At 63.3% G+C, this 14,882-nt stretch carries 10 protein-coding genes; 4 read left to right on the forward strand and 6 right to left on the reverse strand.

The annotated features are described in order from the left end of the window. The first annotated feature begins 68 nt into the window (after positions 1-68). Positions 69-3,464 (forward strand): pyruvate carboxylase, encoded by a 3,396-nt coding sequence (locus J3D46_RS13350; RefSeq protein WP_231339085.1) that lies wholly within the window; start codon positions 69-71, stop codon positions 3,462-3,464. Positions 3,465-3,534: 70 nt separating this feature from the next. Here J3D46_RS13350 and J3D46_RS13355 read toward each other — a convergent pair whose 3' ends face one another. Further along, the gene (locus J3D46_RS13355) at positions 3,535-5,346 is read right to left on the reverse strand and encodes a long-chain fatty acid--CoA ligase (protein WP_231339083.1); all 1,812 of its coding nucleotides are present in this window, start codon (positions 5,344-5,346) and stop codon (positions 3,535-3,537) included. Positions 5,347-5,533: 187 nt separating this feature from the next. On the opposite strand from J3D46_RS13355, the gene J3D46_RS13360 reads away from it, so the two are divergent. Next, positions 5,534-6,592, forward strand: coding sequence for an ROK family protein (locus tag J3D46_RS13360; RefSeq protein WP_231339081.1), 1,059 nt, complete (start codon positions 5,534-5,536; stop codon positions 6,590-6,592). A gap of 29 nt (positions 6,593-6,621) precedes the next feature. On the opposite strand, the gene J3D46_RS13365 is transcribed toward J3D46_RS13360, so the two are convergent. From J3D46_RS13365 to J3D46_RS13375, 3 genes are read right to left on the reverse strand one after another with little or no spacing between them, the layout of a single operon-like run. Further along, entirely contained in the window at positions 6,622-7,176 is a 555-nt protein-coding gene (locus tag J3D46_RS13365) for a hypothetical protein (RefSeq protein WP_231339080.1), read from the reverse strand. Further along, the gene (locus tag J3D46_RS13370; protein ID WP_231339078.1) at positions 7,163-7,966 is read right to left on the reverse strand and encodes a carboxylesterase; all 804 of its coding nucleotides are present in this window, start codon (positions 7,964-7,966) and stop codon (positions 7,163-7,165) included. Before J3D46_RS13370 ends, J3D46_RS13365 begins: the two co-directional genes overlap by 14 nt. Continuing rightward, the gene (locus tag J3D46_RS13375) at positions 7,963-8,751 is read right to left on the reverse strand and encodes a carboxylesterase (protein WP_253467681.1); all 789 of its coding nucleotides are present in this window, start codon (positions 8,749-8,751) and stop codon (positions 7,963-7,965) included. Before J3D46_RS13375 ends, J3D46_RS13370 begins: the two co-directional genes overlap by 4 nt. A gap of 109 nt (positions 8,752-8,860) precedes the next feature. On the opposite strand from J3D46_RS13375, the gene J3D46_RS13380 reads away from it, so the two are divergent. Further along, positions 8,861-9,652: a 1-acyl-sn-glycerol-3-phosphate acyltransferase gene (locus J3D46_RS13380; RefSeq protein ID WP_231339123.1), complete on the forward strand. Its 792-nt coding sequence runs from the start codon at positions 8,861-8,863 to the stop codon at positions 9,650-9,652. A gap of 66 nt (positions 9,653-9,718) precedes the next feature. Further along, positions 9,719-11,122, forward strand: a complete 1,404-nt coding sequence (locus tag J3D46_RS13385; RefSeq protein ID WP_231339074.1) for a class II 3-deoxy-7-phosphoheptulonate synthase — start codon at positions 9,719-9,721, stop codon at positions 11,120-11,122. Between the two features lie 60 nt (positions 11,123-11,182). Here the strand turns inward: J3D46_RS13385 and pknB are convergent, their stop codons facing one another. Together pknB and J3D46_RS13395 are read right to left on the reverse strand one after the other, a co-directional pair. Next, a complete protein-coding gene (gene pknB, locus J3D46_RS13390; RefSeq protein ID WP_231339072.1) occupies positions 11,183-13,249 on the reverse strand; it encodes a Stk1 family PASTA domain-containing Ser/Thr kinase in 2,067 nt (688 codons plus the stop codon). 74 nt (positions 13,250-13,323) lie between these two features. Beyond that, positions 13,324-14,664 (reverse strand): LysM peptidoglycan-binding domain-containing protein, encoded by a 1,341-nt coding sequence (locus tag J3D46_RS13395; protein ID WP_231339070.1) that lies wholly within the window; start codon positions 14,662-14,664, stop codon positions 13,324-13,326. Between the last annotated feature and the right edge of the window lie 218 nt (positions 14,665-14,882).

A 14,882-nucleotide genomic window follows, 5' to 3' on the forward strand; every position in this document is an offset into this window, starting at 1 on the left:
TGTTTGATGCTGGCGGCACTACACACTGTGACCACCGACCGATCCACCCGCAATGATGCAGGAGAAGTATGTTTTCGAAAATTCTGGTGGCCAATCGCGGCGAAATCGCGATCAGGGCGTTTCGCGCTGGTTATGAACTTGGCGCCAAGACCGTAGCCGTCTTTCCGCACGAGGACCGTAACTCGATCCACCGGCAGAAGGCCGACGAAGCCTACCTTATCGGCGAGGTGGGCCACCCCGTCCGCGCCTACTTGGACGTAGAGGAGGTTGTCCGCGTCGCCAAAGAAGCCGGCGCAGACGCCATCTACCCCGGCTATGGCTTCCTTTCCGAGAATCCGGACCTCGCCCGCGCAGCACAGGCGGCGGGAATCACGTTCGTGGGTCCGCCTGCGGAGGTACTGGAGCTCGCAGGGAACAAGGTTGCCGCACTCGAAGCCGCCCGCAAGGCCGGTGTTCCGGTCCTGAAATCGAGCAAGCCGTCCAAGGACCTTGACGAGCTCATTGCGGCCGCGGACGAGATCGGGTTCCCCATCTTCGCCAAGGCCGTCGCCGGCGGTGGTGGCCGTGGCATGCGGCGCGTCGAGACGCGCGAAGCCCTGCCCGAGGCACTGCAGTCCGCCATGCGCGAGGCTGATGCGGCTTTTGGCGACCCCACCATGTTCCTCGAGCAGGCCGTGCTGCGTCCCCGCCACATTGAAGTGCAGATCCTGGCGGATGCTGAAGGTAATGTCATGCACCTCTTCGAGCGTGACTGTTCACTGCAGCGCCGCCACCAGAAAGTTGTGGAGATCGCACCGGCGCCGAACCTGGATGAGAACATCCGCCAGGCTCTTTACCGCGATGCCGTGGCCTTCGCGAAGGCCTTGAACTACGTGAACGCAGGAACTGTTGAGTTCCTGGTGGACACTGAGGGTGAGCGCGCCGGCCAGCACGTCTTCATTGAAATGAACCCCCGCATCCAGGTCGAGCACACCGTGACAGAGGAAATCACGGATGTGGACCTCGTGCAGGCGCAGATGCGTATCGCCTCGGGGGAGACCCTCGCGGATCTCGGCCTCAGCCAGGAGACAGTCTCCATCAAGGGCGCCGCTCTTCAGTGCCGCATCACCACCGAAGATCCCGCCAACGGTTTCCGTCCGGACGTCGGAAAGATCACCGGTTACCGCTCTGCCGGCGGCGCCGGTGTAAGGCTCGACGGCGGCACGGTCTACTCGGGTGCCGAGATCAGCCCGCACTTCGACTCCATGCTGGTGAAGCTGACGTGCCGTGGCCGTGACTACCCGGCAGCGGTGGCCCGTGCCCGCCGCGGCCTTGCTGAGTTCCGCATCCGCGGCGTGTCCACCAACATCCCCTTCCTGCAGGCCGTCCTCGCGGATCCGGACTTCAATGCGGGCAACGTGGCCACGGACTTCATTGACAAGCGCCCCGAGCTGCTGAAGTCCCACATCTCGGCCGACCGCGGCACCAAGCTGCTGACATGGCTGGCTGAGGTCACCGTGAACAAGCCGAACGGCGAGCTGACTGTCCACTCGGACCCGGCCAGGAAACTGCCCGTGATCGAAGGGCCGGTTCCCACGTCGGGCTCGCGCCAGAAGCTGAAGGAACTCGGGCCTGAGGGCTTCGCCAAGGCATTGAGGGAGCAGCAGGCCCTGGCAGTCACGGACACCACGTTCCGTGACGCCCACCAGTCGTTGCTGGCAACCCGCGTCCGCACCCGCGACCTCGTAGCGGCCGGTCCGGCCGTCACCGCACTCATGCCGGAACTTCTGTCCGTCGAAGCCTGGGGCGGTGCGACCTACGATGTCGCCCTGCGCTTCCTTGGTGAGGATCCCTGGGACCGCTTGGCGGCGCTGAGGCAGGCACTTCCCAACACTTGCCTCCAGATGCTCCTCCGTGGACGCAATACCGTTGGCTACACGCCATACCCCGAAGAAGTCACTGAAGCTTTCGTCAACGAGGCTGCGGCCACGGGCATCGACATCTTCCGCATCTTCGACGCCCTTAACGACGTGAACCAGATGGCTCCGGCGATCCGGGCAGTGCGTGCGACCGGGACCGCCGTTGCAGAAGTTGCCCTCTGCTACACGGGCAACCTCCTTGACCCCAACGAGGACCTGTACACCCTCGACTACTACCTTGACCTCGCACAGAAGATCGTCGACGCCGGTGCGCACATCCTGGCCATCAAGGACATGGCAGGCCTGCTCCGTCCTGCCGCGGCCGCGAAGCTTGTGGCTGCCTTGCGTGAGCGCTTCGACCTGCCCGTGCACCTCCACACCCATGACACCGCCGGTGGCCAGCTCGCCACCCTCCTGGCGGCCGTGGATGCTGGAGTGGACGCTGTGGACGTCGCTGCTGCCTCCTTGGCGGGTACTACGAGCCAGCCTGCCGCCTCGGCGCTGGTGGCGGCTTTGGCCAACACCCCCCGTGACACAGGCCTCAGCCTTAAGAATGTCGGCGCCATGGAACCTTATTGGGAAGCCGTTCGCCGTGTCTACGCGCCCTTCGAGTCAGGCCTGCCGGGCCCGACAGGACGTGTCTACCAGCACGAAATCCCTGGCGGCCAGTTGTCGAACCTTCGCCAGCAGGCCATCGCGCTTGGCTTGGGTGAGCAGTTCGAAGCAATCGAGGACATGTACACCGCTGCGGACCGCATCCTGGGCCGGCTGGTCAAGGTGACGCCGTCCTCCAAGGTGGTGGGTGATCTTGCACTGCACCTTGTTGGCCTGAATGCCGATCCTGCGGACTTCAACGAGAACCCCCAGAATTACGACATCCCCGACTCCGTCATTGGTTTCCTTTCCGGCGAGCTGGGAGATCCTCCCGGAGGCTGGCCCGAGCCGTTCCGCACCAAGGCCCTCCAAGGCCGCAGCATCAAGGTGCGCGATGTGGACATCAGTGCCGAAGACAGTGCTGCGCTCAAGGGTGACTCCAAGACCCGCCAGCACACGCTGAACCGGTTGCTCTTCGCAGGTCCCACCAAGGACTACTTGAAGAGTGTGGACACCTACGGCAACATTTCCGTGCTGGACACCCGTGACTACCTTTACGGATTCCAGCAAGGCTCAGAGCATGTGATCGAACTGGAGAAGGGCGTCCGACTCATTGCCCAGCTCGAGGCCGTATCCGAAGCCGATGAGAAGGGCATGCGCACGGTGATGTGTACGCTCAACGGCCAGTCCCGTCCCGTGGTTGTCCGTGACCGTTCGGTGGTCAGCAACGTCAAGGCAGCCGAGAAGGCCGATCCTGCCCAGCCCGGCCAGGTGGCTGCCCCGTTCGCGGGTGCCGTGACCGTCACGGTCAAGGCAGGCGATGTGGTCAATGCCGGAGACACCGTTGCGACCATCGAGGCAATGAAGATGGAAGCCTCCATCACGACGCCGGTAGCCGGCACGGTGTCGCGCCTTGCGATCTCGTCGGTGGAGCAGGTCCAGGGCGGCGACTTGCTGTTGGTGATCGGCTAGCTATCCGCTAAAAAAGTACCCCGTCCGGCATGGTCCGGACGGGGTACTTTTTTGTTGTGGTGGCGATTCGCTAGGAAGCGCGGGGCGCCGAGTACATTTCCTCGATCACGGCGTCGAAGTCCTTCATGACCTGTGCACGCTTGACCTTCAGGGAAGGGGTGAGATGGCCGGACGCTTCAGTGAAGTCCGCGGGGACAATCCGGAAGGACTTGATGGCTTCAGCCTGGGACACAGACTGGTTGGCCTTGCTGATGAGCTCCTGTACCGCAGCCTTCACCACAGCGTGGTCAGCCGCTTCGGCCAGCGTGGTGCCTGACGTCAGTCCGTGGCGCTCCAGCCAACCAGGGAGGGCTTCTTCGTCCAAGGTAACCAGCGCGCCGATGAAGGGGCGGTTGTCTCCCACCACCAGTACCTGGGAAACCAAGGCGTCGGCCCGGATCTGGTCCTCCAACAACGCTGGAACCACGTTCTTTCCGCCGGCGGTGACGATGATTTCCTTCTTGCGGCCGGTGATCTTCAGGAAGCCGTTGCTGTCCAGCTCGCCAATGTCGCCGGTACGGAACCAGCCGTCAGCGAAGGTCTCTTCCGTGAGGTCTTCGCGCTTGTAGTAGCCGCGCATGACGCAGACGCCCTTGGCAAGGATCTCGCCGTCGTCGGCAATCTTCACGGAGTTGCCCGGCAGGGGAGCGCCTACTGTGCCAATCCGGATCATGGAGGGGGTGTTGACGGAAATGGGCGCTGTGGTTTCGGTCAACCCGTAACCCTCCAGGATTTGGAGGCCGATGCCCTGGAAGAAGTGGCCGAGGCGCTCACCCAAGGGGCCGCCGCCTGAGACGGCGTGCGCCACGTGGCCGCCCATGGCAGCGCGGAGCTTGCCGTAGACCAGTTTGTCAAAGACAGCGTGCTTGATCTTCAGGCCCAGGCCCAGTGAACCGGACTCACGGGCCTTGGAATAGGCGATCGCCGTGTCCACTGCGCGGTGGAAGATGGCACCCTTGCCGCCGTCCTCGGCCTTGGTCAGCGCGGAGTTGTACACCTTCTCGAAAACGCGGGGTACGGCGAGGATGAAGGTTGGTTGGAAACTCTGGAGGTCGGGTAGCAGATGCTTGATGTCCGGCGTATGGGCAACCTGCACGCCGCCGGCCACAGCCAGGACCGAGATGAAGCGCGCAAAGACGTGGGCCAGGGGGAGGAACATGATCGTTTTGGCCGACTCATTGACGACTTCGGGAAGTGCCACCCGGGCATTCTCGGAAAGTTCCACGAAGTTGCCATGGGTCAGTTCACACCCCTTCGGCCTGCCCGTGGTACCCGAGGTGTAAATGATGGTGGCGAGGTCGGCAAGGCCGGCCGAGGAACGACGGGACTCCAGTTCGTCGTCGGGGACTCCGGCGCCGGCGGCGCGCAAGGCATCAAGTCCGGCGCCTTCAAGTTGCCAGACGTTGGCCACCGAGGTGATGTCCTCCGCGGCCACGGCCTGGCGAATGACGTCCTCATGGTGCGATGCTTCGCCGAAGGCGGCCACGGCGCCTGAGTCACCCAGGTTCCATGCCACTTGCGAAGGGGAGGACGTTTCGTAGATTGGCACCGAGACGGCGCCGGCAAACCAGATGGCGAAGTCCACCAAAGACCATTCGTACCGGGTGCGGGACATAATGCCCACGCGGTCGCCTACGCCGACGCCACTGGCAATAAGGCCTTTTGCCAGAGCCCTCACGTCCTCGAGGAAGTCCGTGGCGCGGATGTCCTGCCATTGTCCGCCGTCGTCCAGTTTGGCAAACAGTGCAGGGTTGGAGGCCTTTTTCGCCTCCCGGATCACGAGGTCCGTGATGTTGGTTTCCGGGGCGATGTTCACGAGGGGAGGAACACTGATTTCACGCACGGTAGCTCCTTTGATATCCACGGGCCACGAGAGGGCTGCTTTCACTCTAGTATGCCCGCTCGCGGAGGTGTGTTCTATTTCACCTACTGGCGAGTAACTTTACGGATGCCCCCTCATTTCAAGCAACTTGGGACCATTCGGGGGGGCTCTTGCCCGTTGGGCAGCATGCGCGCAATAAGATGATGGGATGCCCGCACTACGGTCCACTTTCCGCGCCAGAACCAAGCCAACCGCCACGGCATCGAAGGACGTGCCGTGGGCTGCCCGCCGCAGCCATCTGGGCCGTCGGGGCCTGGCGATCGGCATCGATATCGGCGGCACCAAGGTGGCTGCCGGCGTGGTGGATGCCGGGGGCAGGGTCCTCGCTGAGGCCCGCAGGTCCACTCCCGGTGCTGATCCCCGGGCTGTGGAACAGACCATCGTGGAACTCGTGGATGAGCTCAGCGCCGAACACCGTGTGGCCTCCGTAGGGATCGGCGCCGCAGGGTGGATGGACCTCGACGGCGGCACGGTGCTGTTCAGCCCGCATCTCGCCTGGCGCAACGAACCGCTCCGGGCGAGCCTGCAGAAGCTGCTGAGGCGTCCGGTCCTCCTGACGAACGACGCTGATGCCGCAGCCTGGGCAGAATGGCGCTTCGGTGCCGGCCAGGGCGAGAGCCGCCTGGTGTGCGTCACCTTGGGCACGGGCATTGGCGGTGCCATGGTGATGGATGGCCGGGTGGAACGCGGACGCTACGGGGTGGCGGGCGAATTCGGGCACCAGATCATCTTTCCTGGCGGCCACCGTTGCGAGTGCGGCAACCGAGGGTGCTGGGAGCAGTACGCCTCCGGTAATGCGCTGGGCCGTGAAGCCCGGCAGCTCGTGCGGACCAACTCCCCGGAGGGCCGTGCCCTTCTGAAGAAGGCGGGCGGGACCGCAGACAACCTCACCGGAGCCGCTGTGACGGCCTTGGCCCTTGAAGGCGATGCCACGTCGCGGGAACTCCTGGCAGATCAAGGCGAATGGCTGGGACTGGGATTGGCCAACCTGGCCGCTGCCCTTGACCCGGGGGTGTTCGTGATCGGCGGGGGACTCTGTGATGCCGGGGAATTGCTGGCCGGCCCGGCCCGGGAATCGTTTGCGAAGAACCTCACTGGCAGGGGGTTCCGGCCCATGGCGGGGATTGAGCTCGCGGCGCTCGGTCCACGTGCCGGCATGATCGGCGCTGCGGACCTTTCACGTGTCAGCGGACGCGCCCACAGCTAAACCGTTCGCCGCAGAGGGGGCGTCGGCACTTAGATACGGGCGCCGTCGTCGTCCTCATTCTTTTCCTGCGGAAGCCGCATGATGAGGAAGACCACGGACGCCACGAAGGCGGCCACAATTCCCAGGATCGCAGCGAGCGGCGCTGAGCGCCAGAACATCGCCGTGAAGAGCAACGCAACGGGTCCTCCCACTGCACCGACCCAGGCCAGCATGGTCAGTGGCTCGGTGCCGGCAAGGCTCGGGGGTTCCTCGGGAACGAATGCGTCGTCGTCCTCGACCTCAAAGTCACGTGGGCCTTGCGGCCGACCCGCCGCTTCAGCAGTGGCGGGAACTGCTGCCGGTTCAGGCGCGGTTTCGGAGGGCGGCGTGGACAATCCCAGGGGATCGAAATCCCTGAAGGTTTTGCTGGATTCACGCAGTGCCGGCCCGGCCTCGCCGGGCGATGGCTCCCCATGATCGGACGACGCCGGTTCCTCCACCGTGGAGGACTGCGTCGCTTCCAGCCGGGCCACCAGGTCCAGCCATACAGCGTCGTCGTCCTTATTGGCGCTTTGATCGGCAGAATTCGGATCAGGCCTGTTCATGGGCTGTGTCCTTTTCGGAGGAAGGCCCGTGTCCGGCCAGGGCTGCAACGGTCTTTTGGATGAATTCCACGGTACCCGCGAAGATCTCCGGGGCATCGTTGTCGAGCGTGGCCACGTGGTAGCTGTTGCGCAGGTAGCTGATGTCCACGGGTGCGCTCACCCGGGACCGCAGGAACTCCAGGCTCGCATTCGAGATGACGTTGTCCACGGTTGACTTGTACACCCGGACGGGGGAGCTGATGCGGGGAAGGATCGAGGCAGTGTCCTTATACATCTTTTTCAGTTCGTGTGCTGCCGCTACAGGCGTGCGCGCGTAGGCGCCCTCATCCTGGTCCGGCTTGAGGATGTCGTTGGCAATCGCCGGAGTTGTTTTGACCACATACTTGAGCGCTGCGACGATGACGGCACGCGGATCATCAAGGACCAGCCCAGGGTTGACGACGATAGTGCCAGCCACAGGACGCGTTGCTGCGATCCGCAACGCCAGCGTGCCTCCCATGGACAGGCCCGTGGTGAAGACGTAGTCGCACTCGGCGGCCAACTCAAGGTAGGCCTCATCCACTGCTCTGTGCCATTCCCGCCACGAACGGGTGGCCATGTCCTGCCAGGTGGTACCGTGGCCGGGCAGCAATGGCAGCCTGACGGCATATCCGGCCGCTGCCAAGTGCTCGGCCCAGGGCCTGACGCTGTGCGGGCTTCCTGTAAACCCGTGGGACATGACGACGCCAACGCGCGGCCCTGACCCGTTCCAGCTGCTGAGGAACGGTGAGAAATCCGGAAGCATGTTCATGATGACTCCGAGGCTACTCTGTCGCTGGCGTGCTGACGGAAAAACTCTGCTGATTGTTCGAAAATGGTGGGCGCGTCAACATCAAGCGTGGCAACGTGGCCGCTGTGGGGAAGCGTGACAATTTTCAAGCGGGACGATGCGATGTGCCTGCTGATGGTGGCCACGGAGCTTGGCGGTATGACACCGTCCACTGACGACTTGAACACCAACGCCGGAGCGTCCACCCGGGGCAACCCGCGGGTCGACGCCCGGAAAAGCTTCTTGAGTTCATGCACCGATTTCAGGGGTGTCTTGGAATAATCGCCGGTCTCGGCGGTCGCCGGGGCTGGTGTGTCCTCCACTATGGGTGTGGTGGTGCGCATGACGTACTTGAGGGCGCCAACATACTTCACCCGGCGGTCGTAGAAGCTGAGGCCAGGGTTGACCAGAACCAGCCCGGGAACATCGTGCAGTGAGGCTACCCGCAGGGCCAGTGCACCTCCCATGGACAGTCCCGCGACAAAGCAGCTCTCAGTCCGAGCTGCGAGGTCCAGGTAGCTCTGTTCAAAGGTCCGGTACCAGTCCTGCCACCGGGTAGTTGCGAGATCCTGCCAACTGGTGCCGTGGCCGGGAAGGAGAGGCACGGAAACAGCGAATCCCTGGGAAGCCAAGTACTCGGCCCAAGGGATCATGCTCAGCGGGCTGCCTGTGAACCCATGGCAGATTGCCACGCCCGTGGAGGCATTGGGTCCATGCCCGGCGTGGTGGAATGCGAGCGGCGCAGCAGGTGAAGGGCGTTCCGTCATGTGTCCCATCGTGTCACTCTTCCGGACATTTCTCACTGGAGTAGGGTTGCTGTTGAATGCCGGCCGGGTTGCCGGAAGCACGTCAGCCGTCGGCCGTGAGAGGACAAACGTGTTCTATTGGGTCATGAAGAGGATCTTTCTGGGTCCCATCCTTAAACTCCTGTTCCGGCCCTGGGTCAAGGGCTTGGACAACGTTCCTGAAAGTGGCGCTGCGATCCTCGCGTCCAACCATTTGTCCTTTTCGGACTCCATCTTCCTGCCCCTCATGGTGCACCGGCCGGTGATCTTCCTGGCCAAGTCCGAATACTTCACTGGAAAGGGACTCAAGGGGCGGCTGACAGCACTGTTCTTCAGGCTGAGCAACCAACTCCCCATGGACCGCTCCGGAGGGGCAGCGTCGGAGATGTCACTGCAGGCAGGCAAGGACGTCCTGACCGCGGGGGGCCTGCTGGGCATCTATCCGGAAGGTACCCGCAGTCCCGATGCCAGGCTCTACCGCGGCAAAGTGGGAGTCGCCAGGCTTGCCCTGCAAACACGTGTGCCCGTAGTGCCGGTGGCCATGATCGGGACTGAGAAGGTCCAGCCCATCGGCAAACGGCTGCCGAGCATCCGTCGGGTCGGCATCATTTTCGGACAACCACTGGACTTCAGCCGCTACTACGGCATGGAGGATGACCGACTGATCCAGCGGGCCGTGACGGATGAAATCATGTATGAACTGATGCGCCTCTCCGGCCAGGAATACGTCGATGAATATGCCGCGGTGGTCAAGGCCCAACTAGCCGGCAAGGGCCCGGAACCTGTCCACAAAGTTGAAGTCGCCGAGGACGCCACCGAAGACATTGCCGACGACAGGGATGAGCCCAGGAGCGGCGGCGACGAATCCCCACGGAAACTGTGACGTCAACGGCAGCATCGGTTACGCCACCGGTCCCGAAACCCTGCCGGAGGCTACTACTCTTGAAGGGTGACTGAGCTAACCGCGAACACCGCATCCTCCGCAACAGATCCCCTCGCCAGCACCGCCCAGAGTGGGGCAGCGAACTATCCCGGGCTCGATGCCTGGCGGGACCTGCCGATTTCCCAGCAGCCCACGTGGTCTGACGCCGACGTGTTCAAGGCTTCCGTCAAGGAGCTTTCGGTGGTGCCGCCCCTGGTTTTCGCCGGGGAAGTCGACGTTCTTCGCGAGCGACTTGCTGCTGCGGCCCAAGGTAAAGCCTTCCTCCTGCAGGGTGGCGACTGCGCCGAGACTTTTGAGGCCGCCACCGCGGACAAGATCAGTGCCCGCGTGAAGACAATCCTCCAGATGGCGGTGGTGCTCACCTACGGCGCGGCTATGCCGGTCATCAAGATGGGCCGCATGGCAGGGCAGTTTGCCAAGCCGCGATCGTCCAATGATGAGACCCGCGACGGCGTGACGCTTCCCGCCTACCGCGGCGACATCGTCAATGGTTACGACTTCACTCCCGAGTCCCGCGCGCATGACGCCGGCCGGATGCTGCAGGCTTACCACACGTCCGCTTCCACGCTGAACCTTATCCGCGCCTTCACCCAGGGCGGCTTTGCCGATCTTCGCCTCGTTCACCAGTGGAACAAGGGCTTTACTGAGAACCCGGCGCACGCGCGCTACGAATCGCTGGCACGCGACATTGACCGTGCCATCAGCTTCATGGAGTCATGCGGCGCCGACTTCGAGGCACTCAAGCGGGTGGAGTTCTTCGCCAGCCACGAGGCACTGCTGCTCGACTACGAACGCGCCCTCACACGCATCGATTCACGCACCGGACTGCCTTACGACACTTCCTCGCATTTCCTGTGGATCGGCGAGCGGACCCGTGAACTGGACCACGCTCACGTGGACTTCCTGTCGCGCGTACGCAATCCGATCGGTGTAAAGCTCGGGCCCACAACCAGCGGCGACGACGCCCTGCGCCTGATCGACAAGCTGGATCCCAACCGGGAACCGGGCCGACTGACGTTCATCACCCGTATGGGTGCCAAGAACATCCGCGAGAAGCTGCCGGCCGTCGTCGAGCGCGTCACTGCCTCGGGCGCGCAGGTTCTGTGGGTGACTGATCCCATGCACGGTAACACCGTCACGTCGCCGAACGGCTACAAGACCCGGAACTTCGACGACGTCATTGATGAGGTCCGTGGCTTCTTCGAGGTCCACCACTCGCTGGGTACCGTTCCAGGTGGCCTCCACGTCGAGATGACCGGTGACGACGTCGCTGAGTGCTTGGGCGGTGCCGACCCGATCGACCAGGACGCCTTCCTGGACCGTTATGAGTCAGTGTGCGATCCCCGCCTGAACCACATGCAGTCCCTTGAGATGGCGTTCCTGGTGGCCGGAGCCCTCTCCAAGCGCTAGAGACACAACAAAGGCGCGGTCCGGATTCCCGGGCCGCGCCTTTCGTCTTCCTGTGTAGGACTAAACGACCGTCAGCGTCACTACAGATCCCTCAGGCACGTCCTTGTCCACCGGATTCTGGTCCCGAACGGTACCAAAGAAACCGCCCAGGATCTCATTCACCTTGACCTCGAACCCCAGCGCTTCCAGTTGCTGCCGGGCCTCCTTGGCTTGCTTTCCGATGAAGCTGGGCACCTTGACCATCTTGGGTCCCTTGGAAACGGTCAGGGTCACGGAATCGCCCTTGACGAGCGTGCCGTTCGCCGGGGCCTGGGCGACAATGGCGCCCTTCGGGACTGTCTTGTCGTTGACAGTCTCCGGAGCGATCACGGCTTTCAGTCCAACGTCCTGGAGGGCTTTGGCGGCTGCGTCCTGGGACAAACCCCGGACGTCGGGAACGGGGATTGGCTGTGGACCCTTGGAAACCGCCAGTGCCACAGGTGTGCCGTGCCGCACCTCGGTGCCCTTGGCAGGATCCTGGGAAATCACGACGCCGGCAGGTACCTTTTCGTCGAAAGCCTCCGTGACGTTGCCCAGCGCCATTTCGGCGGCGTTAAGGGCCGTTTTGGCCTCGTCCAAGGTGCCACCGGTCAGTCCCGGCAGTGCGAAAAGCTGGGCCCCCTTGGAGACCAAGACAGTGATGGGCTGGAACTTCCGTACTTCGGCGCCGGACTCCGGTTCGGTTCCGACGGCCAGCCCGGCCAGGATGTCGTCGTCGAAAACGTCCCGCGGCTCCGACTGGAATCCGGCAGTGCGGAGGAGCTGCTGAGCCTCCGCAACTGTCTTGTTCTTGACGTCGGGTACGGTTCCTGGCGATCCGGGCCCCATGCCGAAGAACCAACCCGCGGAAGCCGCGAGCATTGCCAGGATAACGATCACGATGGTCCAGATCACGCCACGGCGGCGCGGATTGCCCTCCCTGAGCGGGCGAACGGGCGTCGCTGCAGCACGTGCACGGTCTTTGGTCTGTTGCCGTTCGAGGCGCTTCATTTCCCGTTTGCCGGGTTGGCGAAGGTCCTGATCGGCATCCGGACCGGTCGTAACTGCCTTCGACTGCTGAAGGGCCGCCGAACCGGCCGCCATGACGGTGGTGGGGTTGCTCTGGTGGGAGATGAACTCGGTGGGCGACGCCGTTGTTGCCAGCGCCTCCGTTGGATTCCCCGCCGTGCCGGCCATGGGAGTGGTTGGGGACATGGCCGCGGGGGAGAACGGTGCTGGGCTTTGACGATGGTCCAACTGCTCGTCGGTGAGGGTGGTGCGGATGTGGCGGAGTTCGGCCAGCAAGGCAGTTCCATCCACGGGCCGGTTCTCGGCATCTGCTGCCGTGCACCACTGGACCAATTCATCCAGGTCTTCGGCCAGTCCGGGGGCTTCGTCCGAGGGTCGCCCGACCGTTGCATTGACGTGTTGGTATGCCACTTGAATGGGGGAGTCGCCTGCGTAGGGCTGCTTGCCCGTCAACATTTCGTAAAGCATGATGCCGGCCGAGTAGATATCGCTGCGGGCATCTGCGGGTTGTCCCAGGACCAGCTCCGGCGCCAGGTATGCCACAGTTCCAATCAGGGCCCCGGTACTGGTGTTGGCCGAGACAGCCCTGGCCAAGCCGAAATCGCCCACTTTGATCCGTCCGTCATCAGCAATGAGGACGTTTTCCGGCTTGATGTCGCGGTGGATCAACCCGGAGCCGTGGGCCGCGGCCAGGCCTTCGATCACAGGATCTATGAGTGCCAACGCCAGGCGCGGCGGCAGGGCACCTTGCTCGGTGAGGATGTCACGAAGCGTATGCCCCTTGACGTACTCCATGACCAGATACGCGATGTGGCCGTCTTCGCCTTGGTCCAGAACTCCGACAATATGCGGGTGGGACAGGCTTGCGGCGGCTTTGGCTTCGCGGCTCAGCCTTTCCAGGAACGTGGGATCGTTTGCCAGGTGCGGGTGCAGGACTTTGAGGGCCACGTCGCGCTCCAGGCGCTGGTCCGTGGCCAGATAAACAGTGGACATTCCACCCCTCGCGAGGCGGGAGCGGACCAGGTAGCGCCCGTCCACAATGGTCCCGATGAGGTGGTCCTGCGTTGGTTCTTGCACCATACGATCCTAAACGAGGCAGGGTAAGGGCCCGAATCCATAAGGGATCCGAGCCCCTTCCGAGGTGCTGTAGAGACCTAACCGAAGGTGCGCTGGCGGGCCTTGATCGATTCGACATAGCGCTTGGTGTCGTCGTACATGCCGTACTTGCTCACCGAGTACTGGCCTTGGTAGTAACCGGCAATCGCGGTGTCCAGGTCCTTGCTCGTGGCAATCAGGGCGCGGATGATTGCCACGCCCGCGGTGGCGTTGTCGTAGGGGTCCAGTAGGTTGAGCTTGCGGCCCACCAGGTCCGAAGCCCATTGGCCGGACGACGGGATGACTTGCATGGTGCCGATCGCGTTTGCGGGTGACACAGCCCGCTGGTCGAAGCCGGATTCCTGCTCGGCGAATGCCATGGCCAGGGAAGGGCTGACGCCCATGCGCCGGGCCGTATCGGCCACGATGCTCTTCATTTCGGCGCGACTGGGAACCGGGGAAGCGTTGAGCAACGCCTTGTTTTCGTTGGCGGAGCTGACAACCGCAGGCGGGTAGGTGAAACCCAGGAACGTGCTGGGGACCAGCGGCTTGGTGTCCCCGGCAGGCTGCAGGCCGGCACCGGGAATGGTCAGCTTCTGGCCCGGGTAGATGACCGTTGTTGCCGTGACATTGTTGGCCGTCATCAGGGCACTGAGGGAAACGCCGTGCCGCGAAGCAATGGAACTGAGGGTGTCACCGGCCTTAATGGTGTACGAGCCTGTGTTTGCCAGCGGAGCGGGTGCAGGAGCGGGTGCTGGAGCCGGAGTAGCTGGCGTCGAGGGCGCGGATCCGCCGCTGACCTTGATCTTCTGCCCCGGATAGATGATGGAGCTCCCGTTGAGGTTGTTCCAACTGAAGATGCTGGACAGTGGTACGCCGTGCTTGGCTGCAATGGCGCCAAGGGTGTCGCCGGATACAACCGTGTAAACCGTTGCGTTGCTGGGGGCGCTTGGGGCTGCCGGGGCGGACGGCTGCGCAGGTGTGGCCGTTGCAGTGCCCGTAAGTTTTATGCTCTGCCCCGGGTAGATCAGGGTGGTGGCAGAGAGCTTGTTCAGCTGGAGCACCGCATTGGTATCAAGGTTGAAGCGGCGGGCGATGGCGCTGATGGTATCGCCGCGGACAATCGTGTACGTGTCCGGTACCGAGGGTGCCATGGGGCGCAACGCGGAGGGCAGGGTGGCAGCAACGGCCTGTGCAGGAATGACGGTGCCCGTCGTGACGGCCTGGGCTTTCATGGCGGCAGCCAGCGTGGCGGGCACTTTACGGGGTTGCGGTGCCTGTGAAGCCATGGACGGTTGGGCCAGGGCAAGCGAGGACAAAACCACGGCGGGAAGCGCAGCCGTGGTTGCCGCGATGACCGGCATGCTCATGGTTCGTTTCGGCGAGCGGGGCGTCGTCATGAAAATGTCCTCATCTCAACAGCGGGGTTGTTTGATGGCGCTGTTGTCAGTGTTACCAATGTTACTGATGTTATCAATGGTGCAAGTGTGATCAGTGTGAATCTCTCACACTTAATGAATCGGCACAACAATTCCTGCCGTTCGGGATTCTTGGAAATCAAATTGTTGGCAATGAAAACGCCGACTTAACGACGGACTCCAAGGTCCGCCGTCGGACT

Origin of the sequence: Paenarthrobacter sp. A20, from assembly GCF_024168825.1 — a bacterium.
GTDB lineage: Bacteria > Actinomycetota > Actinomycetes > Actinomycetales > Micrococcaceae > Arthrobacter.